This window comes from Azospirillum sp. UENF 312511 (assembly GCF_058780635.1).
Window position 1 is genome coordinate 924,319 of record NZ_JBSNCG010000003.1, and the last position, 14,423, is coordinate 938,741.

A 14,423-nucleotide genomic window follows, 5' to 3' on the forward strand; every position below is an offset into this window, starting at 1 on the left:
GCTCACGATTCCATACAGCAGGATTATAGACATCAAACAGCATGACGGGGTCTCGTTTCCGCATCCATAAGCCCGTATTGCAGGATCATGCAGTTCAAATCCAAGCATGACTCTTTTGGAAGGAGTTCTCCTTTTTCCCGTTTGGCCTTCGGCCGCCGTATTGGGGGTTTCCAATGAGGCTGCATGTTCGGCATCGTGCCGTCTCATGAATCTGGTCGGGGGGAGGTGACTGCAGTTCCGTCTCGAACAACCCGGTCTGAATTTCACCGGCTTCAGCATTACTTTAAGAGCCGCCGAATGCGGGTTGGGTTCGACCAATGGAATCACCAGGCCTGCCGTTCCTCACCATCCGCCGCCCTTCCGAGACGTGGAAGCGCGCGCCGAAGCCGGACAGCCTCCGCGGCAAGCTCGGGCTGGCTGGTCTGGCGGGCGAGTTGTTCAGCGTGGTGCAGCAACGCCGCCGCCTCGTCGCCGCCAGACCCCGCCTGGACGGCGCTTCGGCCAGCCCGGAAGTAAAAGTCGGCCGCTTCCGATCGCCGCCCTCCCTTCTCCGCTGCCTGCGCTGCCGAGGTCAGCGCGCGGGCAACCCCCGCTTCGTCACCGCTGGCGCGCCGTAACCGCTCCTCGGCCGTAAAAGCGTTGAAGGCCGCGCCGGCCTCACCATCCAACAGGGCAAGCCGCCCGGTCAGCGCCAGCCGGTCGGCCGCCAGTTCCGGCTGCTCGGATGCCGGCAATCCCTTGATCGCGATCCGCAGCGCGGTCCTGTCTCCGCGGTCGGCCGCCAGAAGCCCCGTCAGATATGTGGCGCGCGCGGAGATGAGCGGATCCTTGCTGGACTCGATGGCCTCCTGCGCAAGCTGCCACGCCTGCTGCGACTGACCCAGCCGGTAGCGGGCGGTCGCCTCGACCAGGGCCAAGGCCGGGAGACCGGGATGCCCTCGACGTGCGAGGTCGGACCGGGTCCGCGCGGCGACCGCTGCCGCTCTCTCCGCTTTGCCTCTGCGCAGGTCCGAAATCGCCAATTCCTGCCCCGCCAAGGCGATGGCGGCGGCATCGTCGAGTGCATGAGCGCGGTCCAGGGCGCGGGCGTACCCGGCAGCCGCCTGGTCGTATCGGCCCGCGAGGAAGGCATGGCGTGCGGTCTCCAAAATCGACACGGTGTGGGCGTCGTCAACTCCACCGGTGTCGATCACCGCCGATGGCCGTCCGCCACAGCCGACCGGAAGCATCGCGTTGAACACAATCGCCATTAGAGTCGCCACCGCCGCGGAGCCGGTCCGCGGCAGCCTCATGGGCGGACCTCAAGCGGCGAGAGGGGCCTGCGTTGGGCTTGGGGAGCGCCGCCGTTGCCGATCAGCCAATGGCTCTGGAGGGTCACCAGCAGCTTTTCCAACTCGGTCATCGTCGCCTGCGCCTGAGCGATGAACATCGGCACCTCCGCCGTGGCGGAATCGGCCCGGCCGACAAGGCTGCGGAGCTGTGGTGTCAGGCGGTGCAGGTTCTGCAACAGACGGTCGGCCGAAACCAGCAGCGCGTCAACATGGTCGATGGACGGGGGCACCATCCGGGCCGCCGTCATCAGCTCACGGAGCAGGTCCGTGGCCGCGATCAGCGCCGCGTCGGCGTGGCCGATGGACTGGGGCGCCATCCGGGCGGCCTCCTCCAGCCCGAGCGCCACCGTGTCGTCGGCGAGCAGGCGACCAACGGTTCCCTCGCCCCGCTCCAGCCGTTCGGCCAGGGCCGCCAGGGCGGCGACCGCCCGGTCGGTCTTGTCGAGGAGCGGGATCACCCGGGCGCTCAGATCCTGCACCAGCCTCCCAAGATCGTCGGTGGCCGCACGTTCGGTCGTGGCTTCCAGAACCGCGTAATCCCAATCCAGCGGCGCTCCGGCGCCCCGCGAGATGTCCAGAAAGGAGGCCCCGGCGATGCCGAACTGCTTGCGGATCAGGACGCGGGAGTCGCTGCGGATGAAGGGCTGCATGGCATGCTCGATCCGGACGACGGCGTAGAAGCTTGCGTTGGGATCGATGACGATCTCCTCCACCCGGCCGGCGTCGGTGCCCAGCACCTGCACGCCCGATCCGCGGGTGAGGCCGGCAAGGCCGTCGACCGGCAGGACGACGCGGAGCGTCACCGATGGATTCAGCAGCCGCTCCAGCAGGCCCGCCTGGAGCACCCCGGCGACGAACAGGGCGCCGGCCACCAGCACCAGCAGGCCGACGCGCCGGCTGGTCTGCCGGAAGCCGGATTGGACGCCGAATGGGATGGCCGCCTGCCGGTCCGTCGTCATGGCCGGTCCTTCGCCGCTGCGATGACGCCGCCGTGCAGCCGGCAGCGTTGACTGGCTGGAATCGCCTGATCGTGCCACAGCTCCGGGGCGAGGGTAAGCCAGACCACCGAGGTGCCCCGGTCGCGCACCGTGCGGATCCTGTTGACCAGGGCACCGGTCAGATCGCCCGGCGGGCTCTCCAGGATGACCAGTGCCGGCGATCCCATGAAGGCCCGCACCAGACCCGCCCGCGCCAGGTCGCCGGGTCCGCAGTCCGCCGGCAGGCCGGTCGGCACGCCGGGCAGCCCGAAGGCCATCGACAGGCGGACGGCTTCGTTGCGGATGTCGGCATCGGGCCGGGTCGTGTGATGGAGCTGCGCCAGCATGATGTTGTCGAGCACGCTCAGGTAGGAGATCCAGGCGCCCGGCCGGAAACCATGCCCGATGCGGCCGCGCAGCGCGTTGGCAAGATCGGGCGGGAGCCGGCGCCAATCCCGGCCAAGCATGCGCACGGCTCCCCGGACCGGAATGGTCAGGCCACAGGCGGCATCGACCACGGCCCGCTCGTGGGACTCGTCGCCAGGATCGATCAGAGCGAGTTCACCCGCGTGCAGCGCCAAGTCGACCGTGATGCCGTTTTCCAGCGCCGCGCCGTCGAACTCGATCACCGGCGGATCGGCCATCACCGCACCAGGACGCTGATGGTGCCGCTGACCAGAAACATGAGGAACAAGGACCGGAAGAACCCGACAGCCAGCCGTGCGTCGTCACCGCTGCGGTTCGGGTTGCTTGGCTCGGCCATCGCGGTGACGCAGCAAACGGTTCCGATCGCAAAGCCGATGCCCAGGGACTTCAGCGGCAGCACGGCGTACCCCTGCGCACCGATGGTGCTGAGAACGCTGACCAGGACCGCGCTGAACGACAGGTTGGTCACGCCGAGAAGCAAGGCGGTCAGCAGTCCGGCTGCCGGAGCGATCGCCGCGAACAGCATCGTCAGGCAAAACAGGCTCACCGACAGCGCGGCAACCCGCGGCACGACGAACAGGACGAAGGGGTCGATGCCCTGGGAATCAAGTGCCCGCAGTCGCCCATCGGCCCGCATCCGGCTCAGTTCATTCACGATGATCAGCCCGCTGTGGCCGATCGACAGCAGTCCGACCGCCAACGGCGCCACCTCGCGCACCAGGACGGTGTGGATGATGTTTCGGACCGGTTGCCCCTGACCGACCTGCTCCAGCCACCAGAGCCCCTGGAACAGCAGCCCCAAACCGGCAAGGATCGCGGCGATCACGACCGTCGGCACGATGTCCACACCGGCGATGCCCATGAAGTGGACGAACTCGCGCCGCACCGACCGGCGCCACGTGACCGGCCGGACCATATGAATGAGCACCGCAGCCCCGACCGCCGCCGTCTCGACAACCCAACCGTGCCGCCAGGCTCTGGCCGTTCTGCTGCCCGTTCCATCGCCGGCCTGGACCGTTCCGGTTGCCGGGGCGGGTGTGTCGGTCACAGCCGGCCCCGTAGGTAGAAGGTCGTCATCTCGCCCAGCCGCTCCAGATAGAAGGCGCCGCGCGCGCGGAAGGCGAATCCGTCGCGCAGCAGTGCATAGGTGGCCTCCGTCGTCTGGATGGCGCCGCCCGGCGCCGCCACAGCCATGACGCCGGCGACGCGCACCGCCTCACCCCAGAGATTGAACGCCACCTGGCCGAAACCGATGGCCGAGCCCATCACCGGCCCGCTGTCCAAACCCATGGCGTAGCCCGGCGGTCGCCCCAGCCGCGTGAACAGCCCGGCGCATTCGGCGTCGATCTCCAGCGCCAGCGTGGCAAGCCGGGCGGCCGCGGCGATGGGATTTCCGTCGAAGCCTTCCGCCGCGACGATCTGGTCGGTCAGGATCTTCAGGTAGCGGATGCCGTGCCGTTCCGCCGCCTTCTGACAGGCGGCGACGATCTGTCCAATGGCAACGGTTTCCGCCGCGTCGCCGGTCGCCAGGGCGATGTCGTCGGCCATCCGCAGAACCAGCACGGTCACCTGCGGAAACCGCATGGCCTGGACCTGGTCGCTCTGCAATCCCCGCCTCACGATCTCGCGGAGTTGCAGGCGGTTGCGCTCGGATGCAATCGACGCGCTCCGCAACGTCGACGGAGCAAACGGCAGGCCGCCGGCTTCGGCGGCAAGGGTCATGGGCTGTTCCGCGGCGGCGAGCGTATGGTCCCGCGATGCGACGAGCCGGGGGACAGCAGCATGCCCAGGATCCGGGCAAAGCCTTCACCCGCACCGGCGTCGCCGGCCCCGTCTTCGATCCAGAGGCAGCCCAATGTGCGCCCTCCGGCCCGGACCGGCACCGCCAGGAGAGAGCGCCGGCCCGTCGCATCGAGGTACGGGACGAGGCCCGACGTGTGCGGGTCCGACGCGGCGTCGGTGGCCGTCACGATCTCGCCGGCCAACAGATTCTTGCTCAGCAGCGGGCTGCGGTCGAGCGGAATGACCGCCGCCGCGACATGCCCGCCGCTTTCCCGGTCGAACCCATCGGCGCAAATCAACTTATCCCCGTCGATGCGCCACAGGCTGACGCCATCCGCCACCGTGGCATCCGCGGCGATTTCCGTCGCCCGCCGGAGCGCCGTCGCATCGCCGGGATCGGCGATCGTTTCCAACCTGCCCAGTTCGGCCAACGCGGCGCCTTGCCGCTCAAGCTCCCGCTGTCGGCGGCGCATGGCGTGTGCGGCACGGTCGGCGGCATAGGCCTGCCAGGCAAGGAACCCGGCCATGAGCACGGCGAGCAGGACGACCGCCCCGGACAGCAGCAACGTCGTGCGGTTGTTGGCGGCCACGAAGCCGACGAAGTCGCTTTCGGCGGCGACCAGCAACAGCCACCAGTTCCGCCCGAGCGTCTCGCGCAGCACGCGGGCCGACACCACATACCGGTCTCCGTCGATGTCCATCACCCCGCGGGTCTCGCCCGCGATGCGGATCCGGTTGAACGCTTCCTGAATCAACGGGTCGCCCAGTTCCTCGATCCGCGCCGGGCGCAGCGTCTCTCCATCCGGCCGCAGCATGGAACCGACATCCGGCACCGCGACCAGACGGCCGCTGCCGTCGACCAGCACCGCCCTGCCGGATGCCCCGACCTTCAGCCCGCTCAGGACGCCACCGATGTCCGTCAGGTCAAGGTCGGCAGCGGCGACCACACCGGAGCCACCAGAAATGGAGCGGGATACGGTGATGCCCGGCGATTGCCGGGTGAAGAAGACGTAGATATCGCTCCAGACGAATCGGTTCTCGGCGAGCGCTGCGCGAAACCAAGGGCGTGACGCCGGATCAAAGAGGTCGCCGGGGTCTGCCTCGACCGCGCGCACCCTGCCGTCCGCGTCGCGGCGCGTCCAGGCGACGGTTCGTCCTTTCGGCCCGACCGTGATGCGCTTCGTATCCAGCGCCCCAGTCGCAGAGCGTTGGACCATCATGAAGCGGCCGTCCTCCGCCCCGACATACAGGGCGGTGAGATGCGGGCGGGTTCGCATCACGGCGAGCGCAAGCGTTTCCGAGGCCGGAGCCTCGGGACCGCCGTCGACGGAGGACAGGATGCCAACCGCATCGGCGGCGACCTCCAGATAAGTCGAAACCTGACTGGCGAGGCGATGGTCCAGCGCCTCGATCAGATTCTGGGTCAGAAGCAGCGCATCCCGCCGGTTCATGGCGTAGGAGTAAAGCGCTGTTCCGACCAGGGCAGCAGCCATCGCCAAAACCCCGAGGATCGGGACGCCCAAGCGGAAGAACCGGCGGCGGCGACGGCGCCGAACCTCTGCCGGATCAGCATCGACATCAACGATGTCCCACCGTGCCATGCGAGCCTCCGAGCGTCGATCCGTTGCCGCAGGTCATCTTTGTGGCCGACACTGTCAGGACGGGCGTCGGCAACGGTCGGGTGGCCGCAGATCGGAAGGCGACTGCGCCCCGCCCCATCGGGTGATGTGAAGGCAAGCTGTATGGGCATAGGATAGAGCCAGCATGAAATGGTCCGGCGAAGCGCCCTTCCTTATCGTCAAATCCACGCAACACATGGAAGTGCCGTTTTGCAGGATAATTACAAATTATTTCTGGGATCGGGGCCAGTCCAGTGGACAAGAGGAGATGCAACGCGTGGCAATGGCCTCAAATAGGAAGCCTACCGGCCGGCCGACCCCGACGAGCAAATAAAATTCTGTATAGTTTAGTATTTACATCATAAGATGCTTTATTGCGATGGTATCCATAGAGCATCATAATTGATGGTAAAGAAGATATACGCAGACAGATGGCACGATCTCCAAGAAGAATGATTATTCTAAATTCTCGGCGTTTCCGGTGCGGTTGGGTGGCATCAGCGCATTACGAGTTGCCCAAGATGCGGCCATCGCGTTGGCTGCGAAATCGTGCTCCAGCGGTTGGCTGTTGATCTTGAAGGTCACCGGGCCGCACAGCACCGAAGTGGAGGGATCATGCGCGCAAGGCCGAACAGGATGCGCACCGGATTGCCGGTGCGCATCCTGTTCGGATCGTCGCCGTCGCCTCTGCACTGAGCCGGAGCCGCCTGCCCTTCGTCACCGAGCCTTGCGCTCCGCCGCGGCCGCAAGGATGCGGTCGGCCTTGTCGTTGGCGGTCCTGGCCGCGGTGGAGGCCGCCTGCGCCGCGGCAGTGGCCCTGGCGGCCTCGGCCTTGGCATCGCGGGCGTCAGCCTGCGCCTGTTGAAGCATAGCCCGGTCCTCTGAACTCAGCTGGGTGGTGCATCCGGCCAGCAGAATGGGGGCGGCAGCGATGGCGAGAATTGTAAGGAAACGACTCATGACGACCTCCTTTTCCAATCCGGCGTTCATGTTTCATGCAAAACGCTGAAACCGATCCTCAGCAGGAACGGCAGCCCGTCTAGGACGCGAAAGGGAAGCGACTCAGGAGCTTTGATCGAATTCTTCTGCTGTTAAGCAGCACTAGTGTGGTATGCGCCTGCTCCTGGTCCCGTCACAGTGGGATGTAATTCGGCGTGGTGCAATGGCTCTTCTGAGGTGCCACTTTGCATGATTTTGTTCGACGGTTTGAACGTATGATACCAGGGAGCGGAAGTGCTGACTCCCTGAGAGGGATTGAACGAAACCGCTGACGCGGTATAGGGCGATCGAGTTGGATCGACTTCTGTCTGGAGGGTGCGGGCATTTCCGCCCCGTCTCACGACAGGAGCTATCCGATGGCTGAGATGAGCCCTTTGCGCCGCCGCATGATCGAGGACATGACGGTTCGTAATCTATCGCCGGCGACCCAACGGTCCTACGTCCACGCGGTCGCCAAGTTCAGCCGCTTTTTCGGGAGGTCGCCGGAGAGGCTCGGCTTGGACGAGGTCCGCACCTTCCAGGTTCAGCTGATTTCCCAAGGCATTTCCTGGGCCAGCCTCAACCAGACGGTCGCGGCGCTCCGTTTCTTCTATGGCGTCACGCTCGGACAGGCGGAGGTCCCAGAGCGGATCTCCTACGCCCGGGAACCGCGGCGCTTGCCGGTGATGCTCGGCGCCGATGAGGTCGTGCGCTTCCTGGAGGCGGTGCCCAGCCTGAAATGCCGCGCCGCGTTGGCGACAGCCTATGGAGCCGGGCTGCGCGTCTCGGAGGTGATCACGCTGAAGGTCGCCGATATCGACGGCTCCCGCATGCTCATCCGCATCGAGCAGGGTAAGGGGGCAAGGACCGCTACGCGGTGCTATCCGTGCACCCGGCCGCCGCTTGGAGGTCAAAGTGCGTTCTTGAAGAAACGACATCATTTGTTTGCTGCACAAACGAATTAGATTTCCCTGTAGTCAGCCTTCGCGGAATTCGAAGGCGGAAGCGCCGTTGCACCGGTGTCGGGGCTGCTGCACACTGATTGCCTGCGGAATCGGACAAGGCGGCCCGCTGCCGATGGGGGTAGTGGATGGTGCGGCACGATGTCCAGACGTTGCTGCTGTTCCTGCGGGTGTGCGAGACGAAGAGCATCACGCGCGCCGCCAGCCAGTCGAACCTCGCCCTGTCGGCAGCGAGCCGGCCCGTGAAGCTCCTGGAGGACGGCTGCGGCACCGCACTGCTGCACCAGCTGCCCTACAGCGTGGAGCCGACCCCGGCGGGGCTGGCGGTGCTGCGCTACGCGCGCGGGGTGTTGGGGATGAACCAGCAGCTCGACGCCGAACTGGCCGACTACCGTGCCGGCGTACGGGGGTCCGTGCGGGTGTTCGCCAGCAGCTCGGCGCTGGTGCAGCGGCTGGCCGGCGACCTGTCCGCGTTCGCCCGCGCCTTCCCCTCGATCCGTCTGGAACTGCAGGAGCGCCCGAGTGTCGAGATCGTCGAGGCGCTCTACCAGAAGGAAACAGACATCGGCATCATCGTGCGGGGTGGCGACCTGTGGCAACTCCGCACCCGGACGTACGCCGAAGACCGCCTGGCCATCGTCGTGCCGTCCGACCATCCTCTGGCCCATGGCGGCCCGGTCGCCTTCGCGTCGGTTCTCAAGGAAGAACTCGTCACGCTCGACCATGCAACCGCCGTGCACCGGCTTGTGACCGATCAGGCGCGCCGCAGCGGGCAGACCCCGAGGGTGCGCGTGCAAGTCCGCAGTTTCGAGGCCATGTGCCAGATGGTGCTGCACGGGCTGGGGCTGGGCATCCTGCCGGAACTGGCGGCGCAGCCGCTGGTGGCCGCCTTTGGGCTGACGCTCTTGCTGCTCGACGAGCCGTGGGCGCGCCGCGAACTGGCCATCTGCACCCGCGCCGGGGATGAGTTGGACGCGTCGGCCCAGCGCCTGATCGATTTCCTGGTGACCTGCACCCGGGCCGCGGGCAACTGACGGCAACGCCAAGTCCACGGTGGCGGGTTGGAAGGGAGGCGGGTACCCGTGCCGCGTTCGCCCATGATGACGCTGTGAACGTGGCAATTCGGCGTTGTTGTGCCTTGCCTCTTTTCTTTACGCTGAGTAACCTATTGATCATGACCCGAAAGCGCCATCTCGACGACCTGAAGGCCATCGGCAATCGCTTGCGAGCGGCCCGGTTGGCGCTCGGCCTTACCCAGAAGGACCTTTACGAGCCTTTGGGGGTAAAGGCGGCGACATGGAATCACTGGGAAAGCGGCAAACGCCTGCCTGACCCGTTGGTTATGGCGCGACTGAAGGAATTGCACGGGATCACCACCGACTGGATCTTCACCGGCGACGGAGCCGCGCTCCCCTTCTCTTTGGCACGAACACTCCTGAAAGCCGCGTCGTGATCTTACGACCACGTCGCCCTGGGCGATAGGTGGACGCGCTGCGGCTTTGACGCTTGCGTTTATACACTGCGTAAAATAATTTGGAAGGCGACGGTCCTGAAAAGTTGCTTTCGCCATGCGCTCCCTCCGGACGGATGCCGACTCTCCTGATCCTTCCCGCCCGGTGCGGGCGGCTGAGTATGTGCGGATGTCGACGGAACATCAAAAATACTCAACCGAGAATCAGGCCGATGCCATACGACAATACGCTGCCCGACATGGCCTTGAAATCATTCGCACTTATGCTGATGAAGGCAAGAGCGGGCTGGCCATCGATGGCCGCAACGGCCTGAAGCGCCTGATCGACGACGTCCAGAATGGCCGTGCCCACTATTCAGTGATTCTGGCCTACGACGTCAGCCGATGGGGACGTTTCCAAGACGCTGACGAGAGCGCCTATTACGAGTACGTCTGCAAACGCGCGGGTGTAAGGGTCGAGTACTGCGCCGAGTCGTTCGAGAACGACGGCAGCATGGGATCCGACCTTCAAAAGATGATCAAGCGCAAGATGGCTGGGGAGTACAGCCGCGAGCTGTCGCACAAGGTCTTTGCCGGTCAGTGCCGCCTGATCGAGCTGGGTTTTCGTCAGGGCGGGCCGGCCGGCTACGGCTTGCGCCGGCAGATGATCGATCAGGATCGGCGACCCAAGAGCCTGCTGGGCCCCGGTGAGCGCAAGAGCCTTCAGACCGACAGGGTGATCCTCGTTCCTGGTCCAGAGGATGAGATCGAAACCGTACGACGGGTGTATCGCACCTTTGTTGAGGACGGAAAGACCGAGGGAGAGATCGCCGCACTCCTCAACACCGAGGGTAAGCTCACCGATTTCGGCCGCCCCTGGACGCGGGGCAGCGTCCATCAACTGCTCACCAACGAGAAGTACATCGGCACCAACATCTACAACCGGATTTCCTGCAAACTGAAAGGCAAACGCGTGGTCAACCGGTCTGACATGTGGATCAGGGCCGAAGGAGCGTTCGCCCCCATCCTTGATCCGGGGCTGTTCCAGGCCGCACAGGCTCTCATCCTCACGCGCAGCCAACGGCTGTCCGACCCGGAGATGCTGGAGCGGCTGAAGAGCCTGCTGGCGCATCAAGGATACCTTTCCGGTCTCGTCATCGACGAGTGCGAGGGCATGCCCTCCAGCGGCGCCTACCGGCACCGCTTCGGCAGCTTGGTACGAGCCTATTCGCTGATCGGCTATCGGCCCGGACGGGACTACCGCTATATCGAGATCAACCGCCACCTCCGCGATCTCCACCCCCGCCTCGTCGAGGATACCCTCGCCCGCATCCGCCAAGCCGGCGGCCGGGTGGCGATCGATGCACGCACCGACCTTCTGACCGTCAACGAGGAATTCACCGTGTCGCTGGTGTTGAGCCGCTGCCAGGAAACCCCAGCCGGGGCACGGCGCTGGGTGATTCGGCTCGATGCCGGGCTGGTCCCCGACCTGACCGTGGCGGTGCGGATGACGCCCGGCAACGACGATGTCCGTGACTACTATCTGCTTCCCTCCATCGACATGACGGCGCCGAAACTACGGTTGGCGGAGGAGAACGGAGCCGGCATCGACGCCTACCGCTTCGACGGTCTGAGCGCCTTGATGAACATGGCCAAGCGCGTCAGCCTCAAGGAGGTGCCAGGATGAGTTCGAGAAAACAACCCGCCGCACACCATGTCGGCGGGCCTTCGGAAATCCGGTGGATCCCCATCGACCGCATCCGGGTTCTGAACCCACGCAGCCGCAATCAAAAGGTGTTTTCCGGCCTCGTCGAGAGCATCGCCACCGTCGGCCTGAAGCGCCCGGTCACCGTGACTGAAAACGGCGCCGACAGCGAAGGGCCGTTTTACGACTTGGTGTGCGGCCAGGGCCGGATGGAAGCGTTCAAGGCGCTGGGCGAGACTCGGATTCCTGCGATGGTCGTCGAAGCCGGCGAAGCCGACCTCTACCTCATCAGCCTTATCGAGAACCTCGCCCGCCGCAAGCATTCCAATCGGGATCTGCTCACCGCGGTCCGCGTGCTGGAGGAGCGAGGCTACGGTGTGATGAAGATCGCCGAAAAGACCGGCCTTGATCCCAGTTACATCAGTGGCATCCTCGTCCTGCTGAAGGCCGGCGAGGAACGTCTCATCGCCGCCGTCGAGAAGGGTTGGCTGCCCATCAATCTCGCCTCCCAGATCGCCAGGGCGGGCGATGAGGATATCCAGGTTGCGATGATGGAGGCTTACGAGACAGGGCTTCTGCGTGGTGAGCAGTTGATCCAGGTCCGTCGGCTCATCGACCGCCGCCGGGTGCTGGGCAAGCAGTATGGACGTTGGACGCAGAAGATCGACACGGCGATGACCCCGCACAAGTTGCTCCAGACCTATCAGACGGAGGTTCGTCGACGGAGCCTTCTGGTGAAGAAGGCGGAGATCGGCGAGCAACGGCTCCTGTTCGTGACGACCATGCTCCGCCGGCTGCTGGCGGACGAACATTTCCGCACCCTCCTGCGCGCCGAAGGCATCGACGACATGCCCAAGGTGTTGGCTGATCGGTTGTCGGGAGACGCGCGGCCATGATCCACGTTCGGAACGGCTTCGAGAGAGAGACCATCACCGTCCCGGTTGACCATATCCTGCCGACCCGCAAGCTTGGCAAGGACATCCGCCAGTCACCGAAATACCGGACCATTCTCGCCACGATCCGCGAGGTCGGGATCATTGAGCCGCTGGCTGTCCATCCGGAAGGGCGCGGGACCGGTGAGGACGACCGCCACTACATTCTGCTCGACGGACACCTGCGGCTCGAAGCCCTGAAGGAGCTTGGCGGAACGGAAGCGGTCTGCCTTGTTTCCACCGACGATGAGGGCTTTACCTACAACCGGCGGATCAACCGTCTGAGTCCTATCCAGGAGCATGAGATGATCCTGAAAGGGATCGAAATGGGCTTGGCTCCGGAGCGGATCGCGCAGTCCTTCGATATCAATGTCGAACGCATCCGTGAACGCCAGCAATTGCTCAAGGGCATCGCCCCCGAAGTGGTCACGATGCTGAAAGACCGAATGGTGAGCCAAGGCGTGTTCGTCGTTCTGCGTAAGATGAAGCCCATGCGTCAAATTGTGGCGGCCGAGATGATGGTGTCGGCCAGCCGTTTTACGGTCAATTACGCACGCATGATCCTGGCGACGACGCGGCCGGAGCAATTGGTCGATGGCCACAAGCCGAAGCCCGCCGCCGGCGTCACGCCGGAGGACATTGCTCGCATGGAACGCGAGATGGAAAAGCTGCATCAGGATTATCGGGTCGTGGAGGACACGCTCGGCGAGACCATGCTGGTGCTGGTGGTCGCCAAGGGCTTCATGACCAAGTTGCTCAGCAACGCGGCCGTGGCCTCTTACCTCGCCAAACATCATGGCGATATCGTTGGAGAATTGAAGCGCATTATGGAAGCCGTCGCGTCCGACGCGCGCGGACCGGAACGGGAGTAACGGCATCGGATTCGCCGCTTACGCGGCCACACGGAACCAGGATCCGTGAGTGCGCCGGCAACACGCCGTTCCCCTGCTCCCATTGGCGAGCGCAGTACTTTCCGGAGCCACTCCCTTGAATCGGTATCGACTCGATCAAGGCGCTGCAGCGGCGCCGGACGCCGTGTCCACGGAAACGTGGGCGCTGCCGACTTTGGTGAGGGCGTCAAGCCCCAGCTCCAAGTCCTGGTCGGCCATCGACATCCTCGCGCAGCTGATCGTCGCTTTCCTGCTCACGCCCCTTTTTCCGGAACTCTGTCCGACAAGCCTGAATCACTCCGGTTTTTGTTGCCTGACAGCTAACGACGCGAAGGCGAAAGCACCGCGCTTCTCATAAGTGCACAAAAGGAGTATGCATACTTAGGTATGCGACCTACCCCACTGCACCCATGACCCTTGATGAGGCCTGCGTCGCATTCCTGTCCCATTGCCGAGTCAAGAATCTCTCACCTCACAGCATTCGTGCCTACGCCATCGACCTGCGTGAGTTTGAGCGTTTTGCCGGGGCAGCCACACTGGTGACAGCGGTGGACCGCCATCTGCTGCGTCGGTATTTGGCCCACCTGATGGACACCCGAAAGCTGAAAGAGACCAGCGTCAGGCGGCGCATCGCCTGCTTGAAAGTAATGTTTCGCTGGCTGGAGCTGGACGAGGTGATCGAGACCAGCCCCTTCCACCGCCTTGACGCGCGTGTTCGCCTGCCCCGGCGCTTGCCACGCAGCCTGACCAACGACGAGGCGCGGCGCCTGCAAAGTGCCGCCGCCGCCCGCGCTGGCATCACTGGCCGGCTGACTGCGGCAAAGGTGGAGCGCGCCGCGCGCCGCGCCAGTCTGGACGACCTGACAGCACTGCTGGCGGTGGAGGTCCTACTGTGCACCGGATTGCGTGTTGGCGAGTTGGCCTCGGTCACCGTGGACGACATTGACTTGGCGGAGGGGGTGATCACCGTCAACGGCAAGGGCAGCCGTCAGCGCCGGGTTTTCCTACCCGATCCCGAACTGCGGGCTCTGCTCGCCAGCTATCTTGGCGCCCGCGCTCGGACAGCGCATGGCACAGACCACCTCCTCGTCACTGCCCAAGGGGCGGCATTTACTCAACACATCCGCAAACTCGTCCGGGAAACCGCGGAAGCCGCCGCACTTGCCCGCCGCGTAACACCGCACATGCTCCGCCACACCGCGGCGACACAGCTTCTAGAAAACGGCCTGGACATTCGCTTTGTGCAACGCCTTCTCGGCCACCAGAGCATCAGCACGACCGAAGGCTACACCACCGTCACCGACACCAGCCTACGCACCAGCATCACCGAAGCCCGCGCCCGAGCGGCGGGAGGAACGAGACGATAACTAC

At 64.9% G+C, this 14,423-nt stretch carries 15 protein-coding genes; 7 read left to right on the forward strand and 8 right to left on the reverse strand.

Annotation, left to right across the window (positions count from 1 at the left end; genetic code table 11):
* Nucleotides 1–323: 323 nt before the first annotated feature.
* From ACWPN7_RS15680 to ACWPN7_RS15715, 8 genes are all read right to left on the reverse strand, one after another.
* Nucleotides 324–1,250: a hypothetical protein gene (locus ACWPN7_RS15680; RefSeq protein ID WP_456523531.1), complete on the reverse strand. Its 927-nt coding sequence runs from the start codon at nucleotides 1,248–1,250 to the stop codon at nucleotides 324–326.
* Between the two features lie 38 nt (nucleotides 1,251–1,288).
* Nucleotides 1,289–2,290 (reverse strand): MlaD family protein, encoded by a 1,002-nt coding sequence (locus tag ACWPN7_RS15685; RefSeq protein WP_200776255.1) that lies wholly within the window; start codon nucleotides 2,288–2,290, stop codon nucleotides 1,289–1,291.
* The gene (locus tag ACWPN7_RS15690) at nucleotides 2,287–2,952 is read right to left on the reverse strand and encodes a P-loop NTPase family protein (protein ID WP_456523530.1); all 666 of its coding nucleotides are present in this window, start codon (nucleotides 2,950–2,952) and stop codon (nucleotides 2,287–2,289) included. Before ACWPN7_RS15690 ends, ACWPN7_RS15685 begins: the two co-directional genes overlap by 4 nt.
* On the reverse strand, nucleotides 2,952–3,782 hold the full coding sequence (locus ACWPN7_RS15695; protein ID WP_200776254.1) for an ABC transporter permease: 831 nt from the start codon (nucleotides 3,780–3,782) through the stop codon (nucleotides 2,952–2,954). Before ACWPN7_RS15695 ends, ACWPN7_RS15690 begins: the two co-directional genes overlap by 1 nt.
* Nucleotides 3,779–4,456 carry an adenylate/guanylate cyclase domain-containing protein gene (locus ACWPN7_RS15700; RefSeq protein WP_492273352.1) on the reverse strand — a complete coding sequence of 226 codons (678 nt, stop codon included), beginning with the start codon at nucleotides 4,454–4,456 and terminating at the stop codon, nucleotides 3,779–3,781. The genes ACWPN7_RS15695 and ACWPN7_RS15700 overlap by 4 nt, the downstream gene beginning before the upstream one ends.
* Nucleotides 4,453–6,117, reverse strand: a complete 1,665-nt coding sequence (locus ACWPN7_RS15705) for a GAF domain-containing protein (RefSeq protein ID WP_492273353.1) — start codon at nucleotides 6,115–6,117, stop codon at nucleotides 4,453–4,455. The genes ACWPN7_RS15700 and ACWPN7_RS15705 overlap by 4 nt, the downstream gene beginning before the upstream one ends.
* A 474-nt stretch (nucleotides 6,118–6,591) precedes the next feature.
* Complete coding sequence (locus tag ACWPN7_RS15710) at nucleotides 6,592–6,720, reverse strand: hypothetical protein (RefSeq protein WP_492273354.1); 129 nt, start codon at nucleotides 6,718–6,720, stop codon at nucleotides 6,592–6,594.
* Nucleotides 6,721–6,852: 132 nt separating this feature from the next.
* Nucleotides 6,853–7,095, reverse strand: a complete 243-nt coding sequence (locus ACWPN7_RS15715) for a hypothetical protein (protein WP_349619630.1) — start codon at nucleotides 7,093–7,095, stop codon at nucleotides 6,853–6,855.
* Nucleotides 7,096–7,490: 395 nt separating this feature from the next.
* Between ACWPN7_RS15715 and ACWPN7_RS15720 the strand changes: the two genes are divergently transcribed.
* The 7 genes from ACWPN7_RS15720 (at nucleotide 7,491) to ACWPN7_RS15750 (ending at nucleotide 14,419) form a co-directional block, all read left to right on the forward strand.
* Complete coding sequence (locus tag ACWPN7_RS15720) at nucleotides 7,491–8,078, forward strand: tyrosine-type recombinase/integrase (protein WP_459196866.1); 588 nt, start codon at nucleotides 7,491–7,493, stop codon at nucleotides 8,076–8,078.
* Nucleotides 8,079–8,203: 125 nt separating this feature from the next.
* Nucleotides 8,204–9,109, forward strand: coding sequence for a LysR family transcriptional regulator (locus ACWPN7_RS15725; RefSeq protein ID WP_459196865.1), 906 nt, complete (start codon nucleotides 8,204–8,206; stop codon nucleotides 9,107–9,109).
* Between the two features lie 140 nt (nucleotides 9,110–9,249).
* The gene (locus ACWPN7_RS15730) at nucleotides 9,250–9,528 is read left to right on the forward strand and encodes a helix-turn-helix domain-containing protein (RefSeq protein ID WP_459196864.1); all 279 of its coding nucleotides are present in this window, start codon (nucleotides 9,250–9,252) and stop codon (nucleotides 9,526–9,528) included.
* Between the two features lie 115 nt (nucleotides 9,529–9,643).
* Entirely contained in the window at nucleotides 9,644–11,212 is a 1,569-nt protein-coding gene (locus ACWPN7_RS15735; RefSeq protein WP_459196863.1) for a recombinase family protein, read from the forward strand.
* Nucleotides 11,209–12,126, forward strand: a complete 918-nt coding sequence (locus ACWPN7_RS15740) for a plasmid partitioning protein RepB C-terminal domain-containing protein (RefSeq protein WP_459196862.1) — start codon at nucleotides 11,209–11,211, stop codon at nucleotides 12,124–12,126. Before ACWPN7_RS15735 ends, ACWPN7_RS15740 begins: the two co-directional genes overlap by 4 nt.
* A complete protein-coding gene (locus tag ACWPN7_RS15745) occupies nucleotides 12,123–13,034 on the forward strand; it encodes a plasmid partitioning protein RepB C-terminal domain-containing protein (protein WP_459196861.1) in 912 nt (303 codons plus the stop codon). The genes ACWPN7_RS15740 and ACWPN7_RS15745 overlap by 4 nt, the downstream gene beginning before the upstream one ends.
* Before the next feature lie 428 nt (nucleotides 13,035–13,462).
* Nucleotides 13,463–14,419, forward strand: a complete 957-nt coding sequence (locus ACWPN7_RS15750; protein ID WP_038529503.1) for a tyrosine-type recombinase/integrase — start codon at nucleotides 13,463–13,465, stop codon at nucleotides 14,417–14,419.
* The last annotated feature ends 4 nt before the right edge of the window (nucleotides 14,420–14,423 follow it).

Excerpts from the sequence above, each read along its gene's own strand:
- ACWPN7_RS15680 (WP_456523531.1), bottom strand. The coding sequence starts at position 1,250 with ATGGCGATTGTGTTCAACGCGATGCTTCCGGTCGGCTGTGGCGGACGG.
- ACWPN7_RS15685 (WP_200776255.1), bottom strand. The coding sequence starts at position 2,290 with ATGACGACGGACCGGCAGGCGGCCATCCCATTCGGCGTCCAATCCGGC.
- ACWPN7_RS15690 (WP_456523530.1), bottom strand. The coding sequence starts at position 2,952 with ATGGCCGATCCGCCGGTGATCGAGTTCGACGGCGCGGCGCTGGAAAAC.
- ACWPN7_RS15700 (WP_492273352.1), bottom strand. The coding sequence starts at position 4,456 with ATGACCCTTGCCGCCGAAGCCGGCGGCCTGCCGTTTGCTCCGTCGACG.
- ACWPN7_RS15705 (WP_492273353.1), bottom strand. The coding sequence starts at position 6,117 with ATGGCACGGTGGGACATCGTTGATGTCGATGCTGATCCGGCAGAGGTT.
- ACWPN7_RS15715 (WP_349619630.1), bottom strand. The coding sequence starts at position 7,095 with ATGAGTCGTTTCCTTACAATTCTCGCCATCGCTGCCGCCCCCATTCTG.
- ACWPN7_RS15720 (WP_459196866.1), top strand. The coding sequence starts at position 7,491 with ATGGCTGAGATGAGCCCTTTGCGCCGCCGCATGATCGAGGACATGACG.
- ACWPN7_RS15725 (WP_459196865.1), top strand. The coding sequence starts at position 8,204 with ATGGTGCGGCACGATGTCCAGACGTTGCTGCTGTTCCTGCGGGTGTGC.
- ACWPN7_RS15730 (WP_459196864.1), top strand. The coding sequence starts at position 9,250 with ATGACCCGAAAGCGCCATCTCGACGACCTGAAGGCCATCGGCAATCGC.
- ACWPN7_RS15735 (WP_459196863.1), top strand. The coding sequence starts at position 9,644 with ATGCGCTCCCTCCGGACGGATGCCGACTCTCCTGATCCTTCCCGCCCG.
- ACWPN7_RS15740 (WP_459196862.1), top strand. The coding sequence starts at position 11,209 with ATGAGTTCGAGAAAACAACCCGCCGCACACCATGTCGGCGGGCCTTCG.
- ACWPN7_RS15745 (WP_459196861.1), top strand. The coding sequence starts at position 12,123 with ATGATCCACGTTCGGAACGGCTTCGAGAGAGAGACCATCACCGTCCCG.
- ACWPN7_RS15750 (WP_038529503.1), top strand. The coding sequence starts at position 13,463 with ATGACCCTTGATGAGGCCTGCGTCGCATTCCTGTCCCATTGCCGAGTC.